Annotated in this window: 13 protein-coding genes and 1 pseudogene; 8 read left to right on the forward strand and 6 right to left on the reverse strand. The window is 58.3% G+C overall.

All coding sequences use genetic code 11. The annotated features are described in order from the left end of the window. The first annotated feature begins 13 nt into the window (after positions 1-13). The gene (locus ACYYKW_RS08730) at positions 14-1150 is read left to right on the forward strand and encodes a hypothetical protein (RefSeq protein WP_464989923.1); all 1137 of its coding nucleotides are present in this window, start codon (positions 14-16) and stop codon (positions 1148-1150) included. Between the two features lie 3 nt (positions 1151-1153). On the opposite strand, the gene ACYYKW_RS08735 is transcribed toward ACYYKW_RS08730, so the two are convergent. The 5 genes and pseudogenes from ACYYKW_RS08735 to ACYYKW_RS08755 all read right to left on the reverse strand — a co-directional run bounded on the left by ACYYKW_RS08735 (position 1154) and on the right by ACYYKW_RS08755 (position 5721). Continuing rightward, positions 1154-2140, reverse strand: a complete 987-nt coding sequence (locus tag ACYYKW_RS08735) for a hypothetical protein (protein ID WP_464989924.1) — start codon at positions 2138-2140, stop codon at positions 1154-1156. Between the two features lie 252 nt (positions 2141-2392). After that, the gene (locus tag ACYYKW_RS08740) at positions 2393-3106 is read right to left on the reverse strand and encodes an HNH endonuclease (RefSeq protein WP_464989925.1); all 714 of its coding nucleotides are present in this window, start codon (positions 3104-3106) and stop codon (positions 2393-2395) included. Positions 3107-3219: 113 nt separating this feature from the next. Beyond that, positions 3220-3500, reverse strand: a pseudogene (locus ACYYKW_RS08745) (BRO-N domain-containing protein); the annotation flags it as partial. A gap of 174 nt (positions 3501-3674) precedes the next feature. Further along, positions 3675-4922: a ribonucleotide-diphosphate reductase subunit beta gene (locus ACYYKW_RS08750; protein ID WP_464989926.1), complete on the reverse strand. Its 1248-nt coding sequence runs from the start codon at positions 4920-4922 to the stop codon at positions 3675-3677. A gap of 538 nt (positions 4923-5460) precedes the next feature. Then, on the reverse strand, positions 5461-5721 hold the full coding sequence (locus tag ACYYKW_RS08755; RefSeq protein WP_203419157.1) for a DUF2790 domain-containing protein: 261 nt from the start codon (positions 5719-5721) through the stop codon (positions 5461-5463). Positions 5722-6167: 446 nt separating this feature from the next. Here ACYYKW_RS08755 and acs point away from each other — a divergent pair, with 446 nt between their 5' ends. From acs to argR, 7 genes are all read left to right on the forward strand, one after another. Further along, positions 6168-8123, forward strand: a complete 1956-nt coding sequence (gene acs, locus ACYYKW_RS08760; RefSeq protein WP_090285423.1) for an acetate--CoA ligase — start codon at positions 6168-6170, stop codon at positions 8121-8123. 717 nt (positions 8124-8840) lie between these two features. Then, positions 8841-9614: an ABC transporter substrate-binding protein gene (locus tag ACYYKW_RS08765; protein ID WP_090285420.1), complete on the forward strand. Its 774-nt coding sequence runs from the start codon at positions 8841-8843 to the stop codon at positions 9612-9614. A 91-nt stretch (positions 9615-9705) separates the two neighbouring features. Beyond that, positions 9706-10395 carry an ABC transporter permease gene (locus ACYYKW_RS08770; protein ID WP_007912702.1) on the forward strand — a complete coding sequence of 230 codons (690 nt, stop codon included), beginning with the start codon at positions 9706-9708 and terminating at the stop codon, positions 10393-10395. After that, positions 10392-11090, forward strand: a complete 699-nt coding sequence (locus tag ACYYKW_RS08775) for an ABC transporter permease (RefSeq protein WP_093099200.1) — start codon at positions 10392-10394, stop codon at positions 11088-11090. Before ACYYKW_RS08770 ends, ACYYKW_RS08775 begins: the two co-directional genes overlap by 4 nt. 1 nt (position 11091) lies before the next feature. After that, positions 11092-12204 (forward strand): succinylglutamate desuccinylase/aspartoacylase family protein, encoded by a 1113-nt coding sequence (locus ACYYKW_RS08780; protein WP_464989927.1) that lies wholly within the window; start codon positions 11092-11094, stop codon positions 12202-12204. Positions 12205-12231: 27 nt separating this feature from the next. Next, entirely contained in the window at positions 12232-12996 is a 765-nt protein-coding gene (locus ACYYKW_RS08785; RefSeq protein ID WP_007912705.1) for an ABC transporter ATP-binding protein, read from the forward strand. A 248-nt stretch (positions 12997-13244) separates the two neighbouring features. Next, positions 13245-14225, forward strand: a complete 981-nt coding sequence (argR, locus tag ACYYKW_RS08790) for a transcriptional regulator ArgR (RefSeq protein WP_090285414.1) — start codon at positions 13245-13247, stop codon at positions 14223-14225. A gap of 22 nt (positions 14226-14247) precedes the next feature. Here the strand turns inward: argR and ACYYKW_RS08795 are convergent, their stop codons facing one another. Next, the gene (locus tag ACYYKW_RS08795) at positions 14248-22008 is read right to left on the reverse strand and encodes a dermonecrotic toxin domain-containing protein (RefSeq protein ID WP_464989928.1); all 7761 of its coding nucleotides are present in this window, start codon (positions 22006-22008) and stop codon (positions 14248-14250) included. Positions 22009-22269 lie beyond the last annotated feature (261 nt).

Raw genomic sequence — 22269 nt, forward strand, 5'->3', positions numbered from 1 at the left:
CAAGGATCGATCCATGCTCAAGGGACTGATGCGCTTGGCACTCTGCGCTGCTGTGCTGTTCTCATTGATTTCCATCGCCCATGCCGAAGAAGGCCCGCGTGTCTTTACCGGTACGTTGGGCAAGATGCCGGTTGTGGTTGAACTCAACACCACGCAGCAGGATGAAGTAACCGGTCGCTATTTCTATGAGAAGTATCACCGTGACCTGGCACTCAGCGGCTCGCTGCAGGACAACACGCTGAGTCTCGTCGAAGGCAACAACCGTTACAGTGAAGACAAACCTCTTCCTACCCTGAAGTTAAAATCCACCGCCAACGGTTGGCAGGGCGAATGGCAAAATCCCAAGGGCAAGAAGTTGCCGGTGCAACTGAGCGAAGCCAAACTTCCTGCGGCCACCGCAGCAACGCTGCCCTTCATTGCCACGTTGCCCAAGGACGATCCCTACGAGTATTTGCGCTTGCAGGGGCTCAAGCTCAAGCCGGGAAAGAAAGAAAACTTCATGGGCTACGACCTGCAATGGTGGACAGAGCCTGAGTCGAAGATCTCGCTGTTCAGCGTCGAGTCGGGCTACCCGAAAGAAGAGCAGCAGCGCATCAACAACCACTTGCTCGGACGACTCTGGGCTGAAGTCATCGACTATCACCGCTGCATGATGGATGGCGGGGAATACGCCGAGTTCGATCAAGGTGCTGCGCCGGAGTTTCTCTCGGCCGACGTGGTCAGTCTGGACATTTCCACCGGCTACAGCTGCGGCGGCGCCCACCCGGACTTCGGCAGTTCACCGATCAATCTGAATGCGCACTCCGGTGAATTGTTGAAGCTCAAAGACGTGCTGTGGATTGGTGAGCCCGATAGCGCAGCCACCGAATACGATCAGCTGAAAGTCATGGCGCCGTGGCTGGTCAAGCAGTTCACCACGCTGTACCCCGAGGAAATGAAAAAGCCCGCCGAAGACGATGGCGACTGCGACTACACCGATGAAAGTATTTGGGGTTACTCCAACTGGCACTTCACGCCGAAGGGGATTTATCTCGGCGCTTACTTCGCCCGATACCAGCGCAACTGCGACAACCCTGATTGGCCAGTGCTGCCGTACTCGCTAGTCAACCAACACCGTGGCGAAGCCAAACTGCAACTACCCAAAGGCTAACCGTCACTCCAGGCCCGGCGCTTCACGAATGATGAAGTGATCCAGGTTCTCGATATTGGCATTGAAGACCTCGAAAGGCTTTTCGGGGTTCTTCTTGCCAGGCACCTGCTTCAACTCCGGCGTTACCCCATAGAAGAAGCAGAACAACGCCTTGTCGCTGTCCACCGCGTGCTTGATCTCTTCCAGAAACGCCTTGCGCTTGCGGTAGTTGTCGATCAGCTTCTTGTTCAGATAAACGCTGACCGGGTACGGCCTCTTCTTACTGTCCTCGGGCTTCTTGAACCAGACCTTGTCTTCGAAGTCGATACGAAAACTGGCGCTGTGGAAGTCCTCGATCTTCTTGATCCGCCCCCAGTAAATCAGCCCCTTGTTGTCCGTCAGATATTCAATCTTCTTGAAGAACGAACAGTACGGCGCCGAATGCTCACCGACCTTCAACGGCATCCGCTTGAGCAGCTCCTTGTCAGCGAAGTTCGAAACAAAACACTCCACCGGATGCGCAAACACACTGGTCTTGTCCGGCGCCGACTCACGCCCCGCTGACTTCTTGCCACTGTCCGCCGCCACCCGCACCGGATCATCCCGCAACACATCCACCGCCCCCGCAGGCGCGACAGGCTTGCGAACATACTCACGCCGCGTCAGCAACAACTCCGACGGGAAGTGCTCCTCACGCCCGTCATCCACCTCGCCATCCGCTGTCTCAACGCCAGACGCCGACGCCTTCAAATTCACATACGGACAACCCACCACATGCTGTGTCGTGGGCAGATTCTTGAAGTGCGGCGTGCGCACGTAATTCACGTTCTTGGCATTGAACGTCCCCAACTCGTTGGAAGCCTCGAACGCCAAACGACAGGCATCGTTCGGGCACTGGAAGTGTTCCTTCGCAGAGTCAAACGCCACCGTCTCATCGAAATTGAGATCGCGAACGTCATAGATCGACAACTTGTCGTCGAGGCTGAGGCAGTAGGCGAGATCGAATTTCATGGTGGGGCTCGGATCCTTGAGTGAGGGGAGGGGTATTAATAGCGGGAGGCGGCGCGGGTTGCACTGATTGTTTTCGGGGTGATGCGGAATCTGTGGGAGCCAGCCTGCTGGCGATTCTCGGCATCAACACAATGTCGATTCCAGACACCCGCCCGGCAGCAACACGTTTCAAATGTGGTGAGGGGATTTATCCCCGATGGGCAGCGAAGCTGCCCCAAGATCAGCCAATGCAGTTAGTCAGATAAACCGAAATTATTCCTCTTCAAGTCTTCCAACGTTGTCATAAAGCCAAGCAGTGAATTCCGCTCTGTCGTCCGAATGGTGGCAACGTTGGTGACAGTTAGGACATAGCGCCACGACATTCGAAGGCTGGTCTGATCCTTCTTGTGACATATGCTTAACGTGATGAACTTCCAGAAATGGTTTTCCATCCTTTTTAAATGGCGAAACTTTGCCACAACCTTCGCAAATCCCATTGGCCTGCTGCCGAACCCAGCCCCTCAATTCAGGATCACGAAAGTAAACTTTTCTGGTGGACGTCGTTTGGAGAGGTGTTTTTCTACCTTTGGGGACGTAATCAAATTGCTTCCGCTCAAATTTAGCGGCGCGTTGTTCCAGCAATATTTCGTCCGCAGCGGGCTCAGAGTCTTCAAGCGTCAGAACAGTAGAAGCATCAAGTGCCTTCCGGATGCTGCGCGCTACATTCGCACCAACATTCTGTGCAGGTTTGTAACCTTCAATACGCTGTCTACCCATTTCGACCAGCACGGTAGAAATGTTTTGCATCCGGAACTCGACAGAGCCTTTAGTCCGACCGGCTAGCGGGCCTTCACGCAGGATTCGATTTTCCTCAGTCTTGACGAATTTCTGGCCGCTCTGTTCGCGTGCAAGCATCTTGAGATAGGCATCGACTGCCGCCTGAATCTCGACCTCACTCCAATCGCTATTACTTTTATCCGTGTCCATACAATCGCCGAGGGTTGAAAACCCTCGGACGATACTGAGTGGCCATCACCTCTGTCTACGAAAAATCCTACAGAAAATAGCGACGGATCCTGCGGAAGCCTACAAACCTGTTCCTAAACCATCGAGTGCTTCGAAGACTGAAACACCTGCGAAAACCTTCGCCACCAAAGTTTTCCTACCGCAGCCCGCCGTGAGGATTGATCGTTTAAAAGGTAAGGCATATCCCGAAGCCGAATCCAGCCTCATCCTGCCAATGCAGCAAACTCAAAGACATCTCCGGCCAATCCAACAAGCTCAACAATGGCCGATTTAAATCTCCCGAATCTGCAGCGTCGCGCAAGGTCGAGCCTACCTCGTTGGTCAGCCAATCCCGCAACAACCGATTCCCCGGAACAGTAGCAGGCTTCAATGGGAAGTGACTGTAAGTGCTATAGGAGACTGAGCGGTGTGGCGTAGGCGTTAAAAGGTTACCAATCACCCATAAAAAAGCCCCGATCAGATCGGGGCTTTTTGCTTTCTCGACTCGCCGACTCAGGCTGCAATCGTCAAATCGTGCCGAGCGAGACTATTAGTCCCAGCTCAGAGCACCACCAGTTTGGTATTCGATCACCCTCGTCTCAAAGAAATTCTTCTCTTTCTTCAAGTCCATAATCTCGCTCATCCAAGGGAACGGATTCGTAGTCCCTGGATACTCTTCCTTCAAACCAATCTGCGACAAACGACGGTTAGCGATGAACTTCAGATAGTCCTCCATCATCGCCGCATTCATCCCCAGCACGCCACGAGGCATGGTATCCCGTGCGTATTCGATCTCCAGTTGCGTACCCTGCAGAATCATCTGGGTCGCTTCTTCCTTCATTTCAGCATCCCACAAATGTGGGTTTTCGATTTTGATCTGGTTGATCACGTCGATGCCGAAGTTCAGGTGCATGGATTCGTCGCGCAGGATGTATTGGAACTGCTCGGCGACGCCGGTCATTTTGTTGCGGCGGCCCATGGAGAGGATTTGGGTGAAGCCGCAGTAGAAGAAGATGCCTTCCAGAACGCAGTAGTAGGCGATCAGGTTGCGCAGCAACTCTTTGTCGGTGTCCGGGGTGCCGGTTTCGAACTTCGGATCGGAGATCGAGCGGGTGTACTTCAGCCCCCAAGCGGCTTTTTTCGCGACCGATGGGATCTCGTGGTACATGTTGAAGATTTCGCCTTCATCCATGGCCAGCGATTCGATGCAGTACTGGTACGCGTGGGTGTGGATCGCCTCTTCGAAGGCCTGGCGCAGGATGTACTGGCGGCATTCCGGGTTGGTGATCAGGCGGTACACGGCCAGGACCAGGTTGTTGGCAACCAGGGAGTCGGCGGTGGAGAAGAAGCCGAGGTTGCGCATGACGATGCGGCGCTCGTCGTCGGTCAGGCCTTCCGGATTTTTCCAGAGGGCGATGTCGGCGGTCATGTTGACTTCTTGCGGCATCCAGTGGTTTGCGCAACCGTCCAGATACTTCTGCCAGGCCCAGTCGTACTTGAATGGCACGAGCTGGTTGAGGTCGGCGCGGCAGTTGATCATGCGCTTTTCGTCGACGGCGACACGGGCGGCGGCGCCTTCGAGTTCCGCGAGGCCTTCGGCGACGTCGAGGGAGTTCAGTGCAGCCTTGGCGCGGGCCACGGCGGCCGAGTCGTCGGCGGTCACGGCGCGGGCTTCGAGGGCGGCGGCACCGCCGGCGTTGTCGAGGCGGTCCATGTTGGCTTCGGAAGCGTGGCCGGCGTTGGCGCCTTTTACCACTACTTCACTGTCTTCTTTGTCGAATTCGTCCCAGCTCAGCATGACGTGTCGTCTCCTGCGTGAGGGCTTGTGCCCGTGTGAAACCTGATGGGTTGGTTTTTCACACGGCCAAACAAGCCGCGTTGGATGTCGTTTTTTGCAGCGATGCACGCAGGCAAATAAACAGAAATTTTGACGGGTTCCGAGAGCCTCTGATGGGCGCAGCCAGTGTCGAGCACGGTTGCGGGGCTTCAGAATGGCGCATGCTCCCTGTAAGGGAATATTGCTGACCCGTATGGGGCGGCATTATAGGGAAAAAAACACGGCTGTGCTGAGGCGAATCCGCGCAGGAAGCGGTCGAGGAGGGTGGTTTTTCGGTGAGAGTGAGGGTTTACAGGGCTTTGCCGGGGGAAGATTTTTTTTCGTAAAAATCACGGCGTTGTGGATTTGTTCAAAAAACGAACAAAAAAACACGTTTTTCACTACATCTAGTGTTTTGCAAGCCTTTTTGCCGACCTCAGACACAACTGAGCCCGACCGAAGTCGGGCTGGAATCGGGCCTCAGATCTGTGCTGAGCGATCCAATTCGGTGCAGTCTGATTCAGTTCGTGCAGCCGTTGCCCATGATGCTGTAACGCAGGATGTGGCGTTGGCCTTTGGAGTCGTCGTATTCCATTTTTGCCGGCACTACTTCACAGACATTCGGGACTTCGCTCATCGATACAACTTTGGCGATATCCAGGTGCGTGGAGTAAGTGTATTCCTCGACCACCGGTTGTTGCTGTGCAACATCAGTCGGGGTCTGGTCGGCCATGGCGGTTGCGCACAGGCTACTGAGGACCAGGAACATTAAAGCTTTCATCTACTGTTTACCTTTTTTGAGGTCGAAAGGGGTCACGCAACCTTTTTGGGGTTGCGTGTGTAACTTCAGTTTTTGATCTTTACTGCGAGAGCTGGATTAACGGCCTTCGTGGGGGCTGTAACGTTGTTAATCGCGTTTGCCGTGTTGGCGAGGTGAATTTTAAGGACATGGGGCGAGGGTAAACAGAGCGGGTTTTGATAAACACTTTTGGCAGATTTGGTAACAATCGGCGGGAGTGGATTGTCTGGCGCACCGAGTTGTTTGCATCGCTTGCAGGCAAGCTCCTACAGGGATTCGCGGTGTTTGGGCGAGCTGCGTAAGCCTTTGATAAGCGATGTCTGGATGTTTTGTAGGGGCTTGTTACTACCATCGTCGAATGGTTCTATGGGGCCCACCCGGCTACAACGGGGTCATACAAAAACAACTATTACACCGAGGTAGGAAAGATGAGTGCGGCTTCTCTGTATCCCGTTCGTCCCGAGGTTCTGGCCAATACGCTGACTGACGAGGCGACCTACAAAGCCATGTACCAACAGTCGGTCGTCAACCCTGACGGCTTCTGGCGCGAGCAAGCCCAGCGTCTCGACTGGATCAAGCCTTTCACCACGGTGAAACAGACGTCGTTCGACGATCACCACGTCGACATCAAGTGGTTTGCCGACGGCACCCTCAACGTTTCCTACAACTGCCTCGACCGCCATCTGGCCGAGCGCGGCGATCAGGTCGCAATCATCTGGGAAGGCGACGATCCTTCCGAAAGCCGCAACATCACCTATCGCGAACTGCACGAGCAAGTGTGCAAACTGGCCAACGCCCTGCGTGGTCAGGACGTGCACCGCGGCGACGTGGTGACCATTTATATGCCGATGATTCCCGAAGCCGTGGTCGCCATGCTGGCCTGCACCCGGATCGGCGCGATTCACTCGGTGGTGTTCGGCGGCTTCTCGCCGGAAGCCCTGGCCGGTCGCATCATCGACTGCCGTTCGAAAGTGGTGATCACCGCTGACGAAGGTATTCGTGCCGGCAAGAAAATTTCCCTCAAGGCCAACGTCGACGACGCGCTGACCAACCCGGAAACCAGCAGCATCCAGAAAGTCATCGTCTGCAAGCGCACTGGTGGCGACATCAAGTGGAACCAGCATCGCGACATCTGGTACGAAGACCTGATGAAAGTCGCGGGCACCGTTTGCGCGCCGAAAGAAATGGGCGCCGAAGAAGCGCTGTTCATTCTTTATACCTCCGGCTCGACCGGCAAGCCGAAGGGCGTGCAGCACACCACTGGCGGTTATCTGCTGTATGCGGCGATGACCCACGAGCGCGTGTTCGACTACCGCCCGGGCGAAATCTACTGGTGCACCGCCGACGTCGGCTGGGTCACCGGCCACAGCTACATCGTCTACGGCCCGCTGGCCAATGGCGCGACCACGCTGCTGTTCGAAGGCGTGCCGAACTATCCGGACATCACCCGGGTGGCGAAGATCGTCGACAAGCACAAGGTCAATATCCTCTACACCGCGCCGACCGCGATCCGCGCGATGATGGCTTCCGGTCAGGCTGCCGTTGAGGGCGCCGATGGCAGCAGTCTGCGTCTGCTCGGTTCGGTAGGTGAGCCGATCAACCCGGAAGCGTGGGACTGGTACTACAAGAATGTCGGCAAGTCGCGTTGCCCGATCGTCGATACCTGGTGGCAGACCGAAACCGGCGGCAACATGATGAGCCCATTGCCGGGCGCGCATGCGCTGAAGCCTGGTTCGGCGGCGCGGCCGTTCTTCGGTGTGGTGCCGGCGCTGGTCGACAATCTCGGTAACATCATCGAGGGCGAGGCCGAGGGCAATCTGGTCATTCTCGATTCCTGGCCGGGTCAGGCGCGCACGCTGTACGGCGATCACGATCGCTTCGTCGATACCTACTTCAAGACGTTCCGTGGCATGTACTTCACCGGTGACGGCGCGCGTCGCGATGCCGATGGTTACTACTGGATCACCGGGCGCGTGGATGATGTGCTCAACGTTTCCGGCCACCGCATGGGCACGGCCGAGATCGAGAGCGCGATGGTTGCGCACCCGAAAGTCGCCGAGGCCGCTGTGGTCGGCGTGCCACACGACATCAAGGGGCAGGGCATTTATGTCTACGTGACCTTGAAGAATGGCGAAGAGCCGACCGAGCAACTGCGTCTGGAACTGAAGAACTGGGTGCGCAAGGAGATCGGGCCGATCGCTTCGCCGGATGTGATTCAGTGGGCGCCGGGGCTGCCGAAGACCCGCTCGGGCAAGATCATGCGCCGGATTCTGCGCAAGATTGCCACGGCGGAATATGACGGCCTGGGCGATATCTCGACCCTGGCCGATCCGGGTGTGGTGCAGCATTTGATTGATACGCACAAGACCATGAATGTTGCTTGAGTAGCAGGTTGATGTGCTGAAAAGCCCTGTTTGGTGTATGCCGGACAGGGCTTTTTTGTGTCTGCACGTTTTGTGGTCGTTGGGCGGGCCTCATCGCGAGCAGGCTCACTCCTACAGGGATCGCATTCCACCTGAAGAAGCGCGATCAACTGTAGGAGTGAGCCTGCTCGCGATAGCAATCTGTCAGACACCGGTGTAGTTCCCTGCCAGAAACCGAAACCACCCAACCAATAATTATCGACCTGCACTGTAAGACCTTTCCCTCTGTTACCCAATACAACCCAATGTGTAACCGCCCGCCCCGCAACGGGGCGAAGGGAAACGCTACGCCCCGTATTAGAGCCTCAAAACCCCCGCTGAAAAATAAGACCCAACGCTGCGCTTGCCGGATTAGAAGGGTTTGCGAATAATAGGCCCGCAATTTGCAGCATGGATCGGTTCACTGCCTTTCGCGCTTGCATGAAATTGCAAGGCTGTCAATGTGCTCAAGTCGCTTTCTCTGTGCATCTGTAATTAGTTGTCGCATTGAAGAAATATCGGCTTCGGGCCTGTCGTTAGAATGCCGATCACTCGCTCATCGTGGCTGACGTTGAAACCTTCGCCGGTTTCAACAGGAAATTTCCCACCGATGCAGCAACCGATTTCCTGATTCACCCATTCGCATATTGGGCTGTTGCTCACTCTGCCGTTTTTGCCCTTTACCGATGGAGTCCCAAGATGAAGAAACTTGTGCTGCTTGGCGCCCTGGCACTGTCCGTGCTGTCGCTGAATGCCGTCGCTGACGAAAAACCTGTGAAGATCGGCATCGAAGCGGCTTACCCTCCATTCGCCTCGAAAGCTCCGGATGGCAGCATCGTCGGTTTCGACTACGACATCGGCAACGCGCTGTGCGAAGAAATGAAGGTCAAGTGTGTGTGGGTCGAGCAAGAGTTCGACGGTCTGATCCCGGCGCTGAAAGTGCGCAAGATCGACGCGATCCTGTCGTCCATGTCGATCACTGAAGACCGCAAGAAGTCGGTCGACTTCACCAACAAGTACTACAACACCCCGGCGCGTCTGGTGATGAAGGCCGGTACCCAGGTCAGCGAAGGTCTGGCTGAGCTCAAAGGCAAGAACATCGGCGTACAGCGCGGTTCGATCCACGAGCGTTTCGCCCGCGAAGTCCTGGCCCCACTGGGTGCCGAGATCAAGCCGTACGGTTCACAGAACGAGATCTACCTCGACGTGGCTGCCGGTCGTCTCGACGGTACCGTGGCTGACGCGACCCTGCTCGATGACGGCTTCCTGAAAACCGACGCCGGCAAAGGCTTCGCGTTCGTTGGCCCGGCGTTCACCGACGTCAAATACTTCGGCGACGGCGTAGGCATCGCAGTACGCAAGGGCGATGCCCTGAAAGACAAGATCAACAGCGCCATCGCGGCCATCCGCGAGAACGGCAAATACAAGCAAATCCAGGACAAGTACTTCGCCTTCGATATCTACGGCAAGTAAGACGTCTCTGCGACAAGTCCGAAATGGCGCAAGCAACAGAATCTCTGCGGTTTGCGCCATTTTTTCATCCCAACTTTCGAGGACCTGAATCATGTTGAAAGGCTACGGGGCTGTCATCCTCGATGGCGCATGGCTGACGCTTCAGCTCGCCTTGTCGTCCATGGCTCTGGCCATCGTTCTCGGGCTGATCGGTGTCGCGCTGCGCCTGTCGCCGGTGCGCTGGCTGGCCTGGCTGGGCGATCTGTATTCCACGGTGATCCGCGGGATTCCCGACCTGGTGCTGATCCTGCTGATCTTCTACGGCGGTCAGGACTTGCTCAACCGCGTCGCGCCGATGCTCGGCTATGACGACTACATCGACCTGAACCCGCTGGCCGCCGGTATCGGCACCCTCGGTTTCATCTTCGGTGCGTACCTGTCGGAAACTTTCCGCGGTGCGTTCATGGCAATCCCCAAAGGCCAGGCCGAAGCCGGCATGGCGTACGGCATGAGCAGTTTTCAGGTGTTCTTCCGGGTGATGGTGCCGCAGATGATTCGTCTGGCGATTCCCGGCTTCACCAACAACTGGCTGGTATTGACCAAGGCCACCGCGCTGATTTCCGTGGTCGGTCTGCAAGACATGATGTTCAAGGCCAAGCAGGCGGCGGATGCCACGCGTGAGCCTTTCACCTTCTTCCTCGCAGTGGCGGCGATGTACCTGGTGATCACCAGTGTTTCGTTGCTGATCCTGCGTCAACTTGAGAAGCGCTACTCGGTAGGCGTAAGGGCGGCTGATCTATGATCTTCGACTACAACGTCATTTGGGAGGCGCTGCCGCTGTACTTCGGCGGCCTGCTGACCACCCTCAAACTGCTCGCGCTGTCGCTGTTTTTCGGCTTGCTGGCCGCACTGCCGCTGGGGCTGATGCGCGTCTCGAAGAACCCGGTCGTCAACGGCGCCGCGTGGCTGTACACCTACGTGATTCGTGGCACGCCGATGCTGGTGCAGCTGTTCCTGATCTATTACGGTCTGGCGCAGTTCGAAGCAGTACGCGAAAGCTTCCTGTGGCCTTGGCTGTCCAGTGCAACGTTCTGTGCGTGCCTGGCGTTTGCGGTCAACACCAGCGCCTACACCGCCGAGATCATCGCCGGCAGCCTCAAGGCCACGCCAAACGGTGAGATCGAAGCGGCCAAGGCCATGGGCATGTCGCGCTTCAAACTGTACAAGCGCATCCTGCTGCCCTCGGCCCTGCGCCGGGCACTGCCGCAGTACAGCAACGAAGTGATCATGATGCTGCAGACCACCAGTCTGGCGTCGATCGTGACCCTGATCGACATCACTGGCGCGGCACGTACCGTCAATGCGCAGTTCTACCTGCCGTTCGAGGCGTACATCACCGCTGGCGTGTTCTACCTGTGCCTGACCTTCATTCTGGTCAAGCTGTTCAAGCTGGCCGAGCGTCGCTGGTTGAGCTACCTCGCGCCGCGGAAGCACTGATATGGAACGCATCGACCACGTGTTGCCGTGGAGCCACCTGGGCAGCGAGCGCAAGGTTTCGGTGTTCCGCTTTGGCCACGGCGAGCGCAAGGCCTACATTCAGGCCAGCCTGCACGCCGACGAACTGCCGGGCATGCGCACCGCCTGGGAGCTGAAGAAGCGCCTCGGCGAACTCGAAGCCCAAGGCGTGCTCAACGGCGTGATCGAGCTGGTGCCGGTCGCCAATCCGTTGGGACTCGGGCAGTTGCTGCAAGGCAATCACCAGGGCCGTTTCGAGGCTGGCAGCGGCAAGAATTTCAACCGTGATTTCGTTGAGCTGAGCGCCCCGGTTGCCGCCGCGCTGGCCGACAAGCTCGGTGACGATCCACACGCCAATGTGCGGCTGATCCGTCAGGCAATGGCCGATCATTTGGCCGCGCTGCCAACCGCGAGCAGCCAATTGCAAGGCATGCAGCGCGTATTGCTCAGCCATGCCTGCAGCGCTGATGTGGTACTCGATCTGCATTGCGACGCCGAAGCCGCGCTGCACATGTATGCGCTGCCGCAACACTGGCCGCAGTGGCGCTCGCTCGCCGCGCACCTGAACGTGAAGGTCGGCTTGCTCGCGGAAGACTCCGGTGGCAGCTCGTTCGACGAAGCCTGTTCGCTGCCGTGGCTGCGCCTGTCGCGGCAGTTTCCCGATGCGCAGATTCCGCTGGCGTGCCTGGCCACGACCATCGAACTGGGCGGTCAGGCCGACACCGGTCGCGCGGATGCCGAGGCCTACGCAGAAGGCATTCTCGCCTTCCTCGCCGAGCAGGGCCTGATCACCGGCGAGTGGCCAAATCCGGCGCACGAGCCATGTGAAGGCATGCCGTTCGAAGGCACCGAATTGTTGTTCGCGCCGCACCCCGGTGTGGTGAGTTTTTCCCGCAAGCCCGGCGAATGGGTCGAGGCGGGCGAGGAGATTTTTGAAGTGATCGACCCTGTGGCCGATCGGGTCAGCACGGTATGTGCTGGTACCTCCGGGGTGCTGTTTGCCATTGAACGGCTGCGTTATGCCCAACCCGGTTTCTGGCTGGCCAAGGTGGCGGGGCGCGAAGCGCTGCGTCACGGGCGCTTGCTCAACGACTGACTGACTGTTTTTGTGAGAACCGACCGCATGTACAAACTTGAAGTCCAAGACCTGCATAAACGCTATGGCAGTCACGAAGTGCTCAAGGGCGTGTCCCTGAAAGCGGCCGCCGGCGATGTGATCAGCATCATCGGCTCCAGTGGCTCCGGCAAAAGTACTTTTCTGCGTTGCATCAACCTGCTCGAGCAGCCGCACGCGGGCAAGATCCTGCTCAACAACGAAGAGCTGAAACTGGTCGCCAACAAGGACGGTGCGCTGAAGGCCGCTGATCCGAAGCAGCTGCAACGCATGCGTTCGCGCCTGTCGATGGTGTTCCAGCATTTCAACCTGTGGTCGCACATGACCGCGATTGAAAACATCATGGAAGCGCCGGTGCACGTGCTTGGCGTGCCCAAGTACGAAGCTCGCGAGAAAGCCGAGTACTACCTGAACAAGGTTGGCGTTGCCCATCGTAAGGATGCGTTCCCTGGGCACATGTCCGGTGGTGAGCAGCAGCGCGTGGCGATAGCCCGTGCGCTGGCGATGGAACCGGAAGTGATGCTGTTCGACGAGCCGACCTCGGCCCTCGACCCGGAACTGGTCGGCGACGTGCTGAAAGTCATGCAGGCATTGGCGCAGGAAGGCCGGACCATGGTCGTGGTCACTCACGAAATGGGTTTTGCCCGCGAAGTGTCGAACCAGTTGGTGTTCCTGCACAAAGGCGTCGTCGAAGAAAGCGGCAATCCGCGCGAAGTGCTGGTCAATCCGCAATCGGAGCGTTTGCAGCAGTTCCTGTCCGGTAGCCTGAAATAAAACAGGGCTGCCGTTGTGCACTTCAATAGTGCATGCTTCGCAGCCCTCGGGGACAGACGAAGTCCCCTGTAGGAGTGAGCCTGCTCGCGATAGCGGTGTAACAGTCAACATCATGGTTGTCTGAAAGACCGCTATCGCGAGCAGGCTCACTCCTACAATGGATCTGCATTGTTTGCGATGTGTGTTCATTTACGGGCTAGCATTGGCCCATGCCTTCATCACCGTTGTTCGTTTCGGATTGCCCGCCCATGACTGCCCATCGAATTGGTTTCCTGATTTGGCCCAGCACTAAAGCGTTGACGCTGGCGCTGGCGGAGGAAGCCTTGCGTGTCGCTCAGCGTGTGCACCCCGACGTGGTTTACGAATTGTCGTTCCTGCAGGCCGAACCGCCGGCCGAAGGTGCCTGGCAACTGCCCGGTGAAGCGTGGGCCGGCAAGCTCGAAAACTTCCAGAAACTGTTCCTGCTCGCTGACGAGCCGCCGACCACACTGGCGCCGGCGCTGAGCAGTGCGCTCAAACAATTGGTGCGTGCCGGTTGCGTGATCGGTGGTCTGTCGGCCGGTGTCTACCCGTTGGCCCAGCTCGGTTTGCTCGATGGCTATCGCGCCGCTGTGCACTGGCGCTGGCAGGACGATTTTGCCGAACGCTTCCCGAAAGTCATTGCTACCAGTCACTTGTTCGATTGGGACCGCGATCGCCTGACCGCCTGCGGTGGCATGTCGGTACTCGACCTGCTGCTGGCGGTACTGGCGCGTGATCACGGCGCCGAACTGGCCGGTGCGGTGTCCGAAGAACTGGTGGTCGAGCGCATTCGCGAAGGGGGCGAGCGTCAGCGTATTCCGTTGCAGAACCGTCTCGGCTCCAGTCATCCAAAGCTCACCCAGGCGGTGTTGCTGATGGAAGCCAACATCGAAGAGCCGCTGACCACCGACGAAATCGCCCAGCACGTGTGCGTGTCGCGGCGCCAGTTGGAGCGGATCTTCAAGCAGTACCTCAACCGTGTGCCGAGCCAGTACTACCTGGAACTGCGCCTGAACAAGGCCCGGCAAATGTTGATGCAGACCAGCAAGTCGATCATCCAGATCGGCCTCTCGTGTGGCTTCTCCTCGGGGCCGCATTTCTCCAGCGCCTACCGCAACTTCTTCGGTGCCACGCCGCGCGAAGATCGCAACCAGCGGCGCAGCAGCAGCCCGTTCGAATTGTCGTCAGTACCGCCCGAACGAGGCTGACGGCGATTCAGCTATTGCCGGTTTATGTGAGCTCCTCTCCATCGGAAAAGTCCGAATCCACGAAGTCGTCAAGTTCGTGCATGCTCGGCATCCGCGCCTCGATATGGTGTTCGCCCAGGACCCTGTTGTAGCTGTCCAGGCGCAGCTGACTTTCCAAAACCAATGGATTTCCATTGAAGTTGTACTCGGTCAGCCTGATGTCGGGTCGCGACGGAAATTCTGCGGGCAGTCGTTTGATTCTGTTATTGGACAGATCCGCTGTTCGCAAACGGGGGAGTCTGAACAAACCAGCGGGCGCCCTGGTCAGGCCGGTGTTACTCACGTCAAGCATGTGCAGGTCGGGAAAGTGATCCAGTTCGGGGACTCTCCAAAGTCGGCTGTTGTTGCTTAAATCCAGGGTGTCGAGGTTCATCAAGCTGGCGAAAGCGTCTACGGTTTGCGGCGTAATCATGATCTGGCAGCCCGACAGGCTGAGGCTGCTCAATGTCTCGAGACGAAAGACGGCCGGCGGAACGCGATGTAACGGGTAATCGCGGATATCCAGCACCCTGAGCTGGGGAAACAGCTCCAGCAAGGCGTCGACTGGTGGGGGCGTACTTGCGGTGGTGGTCAGCTGCAACTGTCTGATGTAGTCGAAGCGCCCCGTCATTTGCGGCAGCTCGCCCGTGAAGGAAAGATCGCAGTCGAATTCGGTGTCCAGGCCATAGACCGGGTAGCGCCGCAGGCGTTTCTCCAGGTTGTCCTTGAAGCGCCGACGCTGCGTGATTTGCCCGCGGGGTGGGTCGCTTTCCGGTACACCGTGGATAACCGGATCTTCAGGTGCCGCATTCACCCAGGTTTCAAGCGTGTTGAGCAGCGAGCTGAGTTCAGTTTGCCGACGCAGCAGCTCGGTGCGTCCGTTCGCCAATGTTCCGGGCAGACGGTAGATCAGGTCATTGGCATCGAAGCTGCTCAGTCGGGGATACAGCGTTTGGGCCAGGTCAATGTCGCCCTGTTCGGGCCAGACGCCAAAGTTGTCATCTTTCATCAGATAACAGGCCTTGATCTGTTCGCGTGAGGTAGCCGACAGTGGGTTGGGGCCCAGATCCACACCACGGTTGGCATAAGCCGCCAGGGAGTCGGGCAATTCGATGATGTTGTTGTCACTCAGCAACGCCGTTTGCAGGTGCGCAAGTTGCTCCAGCCCGGCGGGAACACTGTCTATTCCGGTACGGATCAGGTCGATGAACGTCAGATTCGACAGCGTCGAGACATCGGGCACCTGGCCCAGTGGATTATTAAAAAGATCCAGCGACGTCAGGCGGCTTAGCGTCGACAAAGTGGATTGTCCGGCAGCATCGAGCGTGATGTTGCAACGGCTCAGCATCAGTGTCTCGAGCGATGGCATGTGTTCCAGGGCTTGCGGGATCCGGCCCAGTGCGAAACCCGGTAACTCCAGCCCCTCCAATCCAGTGAAGCAGTCGAGAAAACCGTCGGGAACAGTCGATTGTGGATGGCCCTGAATCTCCAGGTGCCGTATCTGGCTGAAGTCGGCGGCAAGCTTCGGCAACTCGCCAGCGAATGCGATTCTGGCTTTGAAGGTTTCGACGCGCAGATCCGGCATATCGATGCGACTGGCGCGCCATAACTCTTCAAGCTTGCCACTGAACTGGTGTCTGGCCTCATGCTGTGCTGCGCGTTGCTCGGCAGTCCAGAGCTGACCTGTTGTCGGGTCATGACTCGGTACGCCTTCTTGCCAGGTATTCAGGTCACCGAGCAGCCGGGTCATTTCCGCTTCCCAATTCATCAGTTGCACGGTGCCTGCCTGCAATGTGCCAGGGAGCCGATAGATCATGTCGCTGGCCATGGAATCGTTCAGGTGCGGGAAGACTCTGCGGGCCATCGCTATCTCATCGGTGGCGGGCGTTATTCCGAAGTTGCGATTGTGTTCGGCGTAGTAAGTCTTGATCTGCTCACGAGCCGCCAGCGACAGCGGGTTACCAGCCAGACGCAGACCCTCTGCACGATTGGGACTGAGGCTGAAGAAAGCCTCCGGTAACTGGGTGATGGCGTTGTTGTTGAGGTTCACCGTCTGCAGAGCCGGGTGCCCGACAATGCCCTTGGGCAGGGACGTCAGGCCACTATTGGTCAGAGAGAGGTCGTGCAATGTCGGCAACGTCTGCAGATCGGGTGCCTCGGTCAATGGATTGTTGCTCAGGTCCAGACGCGTTAGTGAGCGCAGCGACTTGAGCACATCACTGCCCGCAGACGTGTGGGTAACGGCGCAGCTGTCCAGGCGAAGCTTTGTCAGGTTGCGCAGGCTACCGATGAAGGCGGGTATTTCGTTCAGCGCAAAATTTTTCATCTGCAGCGACTCGAGTTCGGGAAACAACGCTACGAACGTCCCGATGCCATCAATCGCTGTACTGCCGGTCAACTTCAGGCTCGAGACATGGCTGAAGTCGGCGCTCAGGCGAGGCAACTGGCCAACGAACTGCAAGTCTGTCGCAAAGGACAGGCTGCGCTGGCCGGTCTCGCTGGAGGTCTGGCGCCAGAACGTTTCCAGGTTTTGCTTGAACGCGGTGCGCGCCGAGTGCTGTTGCGCGCGCTCATTTTCGGATAGCACCCGCCCTGTGGCCGGATGGGTGGATGGGGTTTCCAGTACCCAGTGATCGAGATCGCTCTGCAGTTGCGCAAGCTCGGCTTGCCAGCGCAACAGTTGCGCGCGGCTGTCGGTCAGGTTGCCGGGCAGGTCGTAGACCCTGTCGCTGGCTTCTTGCTGATCCAGCTGCGGGAACAGTTCCTGCGCCAGGCTGACGTCCTGGTCAGCAGCCCGAACGTCAAAGTCTTGCTGATGGGTGCGGTAGTAGGTTTTGATTTTTTCCCGTGTGGCGGCCGATAGCGGGTTGTCGGAAAAGTACAGGCCGTCACTGCGTTCCGCAGGCAGGTCGAATACCGCGTCGGGTATGTCCGTGATGCGGTTGCCGGTCAGCACCGCCGTTCGCAATTGAGGATGGCTGGCCAGCCCTTGCGGAGCGACGGTGAGGCCACTGTTGGACAGGTCGATGAATGTGAGCTCGGGGAGCAGATTCAGGTCGGGGAAAGTCCCCAGCGGATTGCCACTCAGGTTCAACGACTGCAGCGTGTTCATCGAAACCAGTGCGGCCTGATTTTCCGGCGTCATTACCACGCCACAGCTTTTCAGTTTCAGGTCGGTCAGCCGCGGCAGAGTGGTCCCGGACAGGGGGCCGAATCCCAGATCGAAGCCATTGAGGCTCAACGAGAGCAGATTCGGGAAGGATTCCACGAAGGGCAAACTGGCCGAAATATTGGCATTGCCGGTCAGTTTGAGTCGCGAAACATGCTCGAAATTGGCGCTGAGCACAGGCATGTCGCCGCTGAACGCAGCCGTTGCTTCACATTCTGCACTGCGGTCGAACGCGTCCCGGGTACGCCAGAAGCGCTCGAGTTGTTGCGCGAAGGCTCGTCGGGCATTGAGTTCACGCGTCTGTTCAGCCTGGCTCAGGCGTTCGGCGGTCTCGGGGTGAAAGGTGGCCGCCTGGTTGATCCATTGATTGAGCTCCAGGTTCAGTTGACTGATCTCGGTTTCCCAGCGCGTCAGCTGTGCCCGACCCTCTGCCAGTGTGCCGGGCAAGCGGTACAGCATGTCAGTGGCTTGCGCCTCGTCGAGGCTCGGAAACAACGTGGTGGTGCGCTGCAGGTCTGCCCGCTCCGGGCGGATGCCGAAGTGCTTGCCGGTGAGGCCGTGGAAGCGTTTCACCCGCTCGCGTACGGCAGGGGACAACGGGTTGTCGGCGAAGGTGAAGCCATCACACAGGGAGGGGGGCAGCTTGAAGAAAGCTTCGGGCACGGCCGTGATTCGATTGCCGTTGAACTGGCCGGAAATCAGCCGTGGATGATTCAGCAGATCGTTCGGCAGGCTGTGGATGCCAGTGTTGGACAGGTTGACGTAACGCAGCGAAGGCATCGTGTGCAGATCGGGCGGTAAACCCAGAGCGTTGCCCTCAAGATCAAGTAGTGTGAGCTGCGGCATGGAAGCGAGTACCGATTGCGTGGTGATCGACAGGCTGAGGCCGCAGTTGCGCATTCTCAGTTCGCGCAGCGACGGCATTGAGCCGAGCGCCTGGGGCAGGGTCGGCAACTCAAGGTTTCGCGCGTCGAGCTGTTGCAGTCCTGGAAAGTGTTGCAGCAATGCATCCAGAGAACCCGGGGTGACACTGCCGTCAAGGGATAGCGCGGTGATATGGCTGAGGTCCGCCGACAGCGTTGGCAAGTCGCCGATGATCGGGTGCGCAAGCCGCAGGGCATAACCTGATTCCATGCCGTACTGATTGATCTCGGTCGGGTATTCGCGGCGCCAGCCCTTGAGCAATTCTTCCCTGAGCAGGCGCCGGTTCTGAATCTCTGCGCGCTTTTGCAGCGATGTCAGCGCAATACCGGTATCGGGATGTCTGGCGGGCGGATCGTTGGCCCAGACGTGCAGATCGTTTTGCAATTGCAGGTACTCGTTTTGCAATCGCTGAATCTCCCCGCGCGGCCCGGACGCACTGACGCGCATCTCTTGCGCCAGTGCGTCGATTTGCTGATCGGTCATCCGCGGGTAAAGCGCGCGGATATCCTGCTCGTCGGAGTGCGAAACATTGTTCAGGCTTTCAGTGCGATCAAGCCGAGTAAAACCGTCGCTGCCCAGCAGCCGTAACGTGTCGGTTATCGGTGGCTGAATGGGCGTTTCATGCAGCACGACGCGCAGCTCCTGGCGCTCCAGCCTGTGTTGGCGAATGGCGGCCTTCAGGTTCTGGCCCTGGCCAATCCCGATGTTGAGGCTGGCGCGCTCACTGTCGGGCAGCGCGTACAGCACGCTGGAATAGAAATCGCTGAGCGAGTGCAGTTGCTGGCCACGGTCATCGAAGGCTTGATAGCGCTGGCCATCGCTGCGCACCAGGACCTTTTTTTCCGAGGCGTCTTCGCGACCAATGCTGTCGACGACCGGCCCTTCGTAGCGACCGTCGCGGATTTCAATCCGCACATCGCCGCTCCAGCCCGGCAGCAATTTGAGGCTGTGCAGCGCCAGCGAGTCCGAATCGGGATTATTCACTGAGCCAAGCTCAAGCCCTTCATAGGCACGGGACACGCGCAGTTCCTGACTGGCCAGTTGCATCAGTTCCTGCTGACGCGCTGGCAGTTGCCCCTCGTTGATTTGCAGCAGTTCGTTGCCGGTGGCGGTTTCGAGCAATTCACGAGTGACACTCGCCGGCAGGTCGGGATTGTGAGCCTTGAGCTGTTGCGCCAGCGGATCGTCGATGTGTTGCAACGCTTGGTAGCGCGATTCGAACAGCGCACCTCGGTGGGTCTTCGCTAGGCCGACCAGTTGCTTGCGCAGGGTCTGGGTGCGAATGTCCAGGGGTGGCTTGGCGGTGAAGGGTTCGCCGAGCAACGCCTTGATGTGCGTTTCGTCGAGAAGCGAAAGCAAAGTCTTGAGCAGGTCGCCGCCGATCAACTGATGCTGACGCAGTTCGGTCAGGGGCAGGCTTGCGTCTGCGCTGGACTGCCAGAGCAGCTCACCGTTGCGATCGATCAGGCGCAGGCGCTGGTTGCTCGGCCAGCGACCCCGCTCGCTGAGCAATTGCAATTGCGTAACCTGATCGGCGCGCAAAAAATCTTCAGCGACATCGCTGTCCAGCTGATCGATAAAGCGCTGCAACTGCTGATCGATCTTGAAGCGCTGGATGCTGTCGGCCAGGAGCGGTGGGGTTTTTTCCTGATTGACGTGCATCTTGCGCAACGCCTCTTCGCTGCTGCCGCTGACCTGAAGAATGGTTTCGCGCTCGGCCGGGGTAAAGGCTTCTACCGCAGGACCGATGCGCCGCAATGCGGTTTCGCCGTCCCATTCCATGGGTTGTTCGAGTTCGGTGTGCCAGGCGCCGTCGCCGTTGTGCCGCAGCACAGGCTGGTAAGCGTCGGGGCGGGTCGGGTGTTCGATACGGTATTGCCCGGGCACCTCATGTTCTTTGACTGAGAAGTGCGCCTCTTCGAGGGGTAACAGCTGCTTGCCCTGATGCGTATGCAGGCCCCGTTGATTCGGCTGCGAATCCGCTGGTGGCGGTGTCGGATGTTTGTAGCGCTCGAGATCCGGCTCCCAGTAGCGGGTTGTGCCATTGGCCAGTTTCACCGGTTTGAAGCGATCAATGAACGCCACCACTTCCTTGGGCAAGACCTTGCGAAACTCGGCCGATGCAATCGCGCCGCCCACGGCAAACATGCCCAGCTGGATCATCGATTCAACGGTGCCCATCAAATGCTCGAAAGCTTCGGTGGTGCGGCCCTGGCCCCATTCGACGATGCCCTCGAAGGCTTCGTCGAGCATCTGATAAGCCATGTACGCCATCATCGCTTCGCCCAGCACCGGCACGAACGGTGCGACGATCAGCGCGGCGGTCTGGGCGATCGTGGAAATGATCTCGGCCACCGAGTCCCAGAACGCCCAGCGTACTTTTTGATCGACGACTGCGGTGGGCACGGCGATGGATCGGGCGTCGTTGAAGACCTTGTTCAGTTTCGCCTGATGCAGGTGCTGCCAGATGTCGTCATGGAAGGGCACCAGCGCCGTCTGCAGATCGGGCCGTTCCACCGGTGATTCGCGCCACGCGGGCAGGGAACTGCCGGGTTCATGCGGATGCCACTTGATTTCGCTGAGGCGGCTATCAAGGGTGCTGAAGAAGAACCCGCGGTGCTCGTGATTGACGAAACGGCTGAAGAAGCGCTGGTAATCCTTCGAGCGCAGCTGGCGCGTCAGTTCGACGATCATTTCCAGCGGCGAGGTGTACTCCTTGAACGGATGTTCCGGGTCATCCGGCACATACGCCACGACTCGCGCATTGTTTCGCGACAGGTACAGGTCCGGGGCGAACACGACGATGCCGGTCAGCGGCAAGCAAAGCATGCTCATGTCATGACAGAGCAATGGTGCGCCGTTTACATAGAGGCCTTTCATGCCATCGAGGAAGGCCTCGATCAGGCGCACGGCACTCTCCGACACATCGCGGTTCATTCGCGCCCATTGCAGGGCCGCTTTCATAGCGGTTTTCTGGCTGGCGTCGAGTTTGTTGCGCAGCACCGTGGCGACCATCGGATCGGAATAACCGAGGTTTTCTTCCAGGCTGGCTTTGTATTTCGCGCCGATGTCCAGCCGCCGGCACAGCTGGGTGAAGGCAGGAATGCTCAGTCGGGCTTTGATCGTGGGCAGGGTTTCGAATTGCCCGGTTGGCGTAGGAGCGGTGGTGAATGTCGATTGCGCCTCGAAGGCGTTGTCGTAGGTTTCCCGATCTTCGAAGTTATGCAGCGCCGCCTCCAGCAGGGAAACGCTCCAGACGCGTGCGCCGGTCTTGATCGGGAACAGCGGGGTGGTCGCCGGGATGTACAGGCGCACGAAGGTGTTTCTGACATCCAGGTCCAGATCGAAACAGCTTTTCAGTTCGGCCTTGAGCAAGGGCTCGGCGAAGGCTGCGGCGTCCTGCAGATGTTCCAGGCTTTTATCGACCTGACTCTGCGCATCGATATGTGCGCCAGCGAGTTGTTTCATTTGCGTGTGCTGTTCGGCGGATGCCGACTTTAGCGCTTCGGGCTGCAGCGGGACGCTGTTCTTCAACGCTTGGCGCCGGGTGGCTGAGGTGTTGCCCAGCCACTGCGGGATCGCCTCTTTGAGCGGTTGATAATGTTCATCCGCATGTTGCGCGTTGTTTGTGTCAGCAGCGGTTACGGATGGGTGTGCTTGAGACAAATGCATGGCCATTCCTTGGCGTCGGTAAGGACCTCCAGCAAACCAGCAGGCCGCGCCCTTCGTGCGGTACATATTTATATCTCTGGCGCGGGGCTGACTTGCTATTCTGCGCGGCCTGCCGCAAATCGGCCGCGCCCGGTAAACTGCGCCTTTGCGACGCTATATGTCGCATTGCCGTAAACCCGGGAAAATCCGGGGTTTGCGCTATAAGAAGTTGTCGCTTGGCGGCAAGGCCGGGCACAAAACTGTCCTTACAATCCCCTCAAT

The sequence above is a fragment of the Pseudomonas sp. 15C genome, from assembly GCF_055484735.1.

Excerpts from the sequence above, each read along its gene's own strand:
- ACYYKW_RS08755 (WP_203419157.1), bottom strand. The coding sequence starts at position 5,721 with ATGAAAGCTTTAATGTTCCTGGTCCTCAGTAGCCTGTGCGCAACCGCC.
- ACYYKW_RS08740 (WP_464989925.1), bottom strand. The coding sequence starts at position 3,106 with ATGGACACGGATAAAAGTAATAGCGATTGGAGTGAGGTCGAGATTCAG.
- ACYYKW_RS08795 (WP_464989928.1), bottom strand. The coding sequence starts at position 22,008 with ATGCATTTGTCTCAAGCACACCCATCCGTAACCGCTGCTGACACAAAC.
- acs (WP_090285423.1), top strand. The coding sequence starts at position 6,168 with ATGAGTGCGGCTTCTCTGTATCCCGTTCGTCCCGAGGTTCTGGCCAAT.
- argR (WP_090285414.1), top strand. The coding sequence starts at position 13,245 with ATGACTGCCCATCGAATTGGTTTCCTGATTTGGCCCAGCACTAAAGCG.
- ACYYKW_RS08750 (WP_464989926.1), bottom strand. The coding sequence starts at position 4,922 with ATGCTGAGCTGGGACGAATTCGACAAAGAAGACAGTGAAGTAGTGGTA.
- ACYYKW_RS08775 (WP_093099200.1), top strand. The coding sequence starts at position 10,392 with ATGATCTTCGACTACAACGTCATTTGGGAGGCGCTGCCGCTGTACTTC.
- ACYYKW_RS08785 (WP_007912705.1), top strand. The coding sequence starts at position 12,232 with ATGTACAAACTTGAAGTCCAAGACCTGCATAAACGCTATGGCAGTCAC.
- ACYYKW_RS08735 (WP_464989924.1), bottom strand. The coding sequence starts at position 2,140 with ATGAAATTCGATCTCGCCTACTGCCTCAGCCTCGACGACAAGTTGTCG.
- ACYYKW_RS08765 (WP_090285420.1), top strand. The coding sequence starts at position 8,841 with ATGAAGAAACTTGTGCTGCTTGGCGCCCTGGCACTGTCCGTGCTGTCG.
- ACYYKW_RS08730 (WP_464989923.1), top strand. The coding sequence starts at position 14 with ATGCTCAAGGGACTGATGCGCTTGGCACTCTGCGCTGCTGTGCTGTTC.
- ACYYKW_RS08770 (WP_007912702.1), top strand. The coding sequence starts at position 9,706 with ATGTTGAAAGGCTACGGGGCTGTCATCCTCGATGGCGCATGGCTGACG.
- ACYYKW_RS08780 (WP_464989927.1), top strand. The coding sequence starts at position 11,092 with ATGGAACGCATCGACCACGTGTTGCCGTGGAGCCACCTGGGCAGCGAG.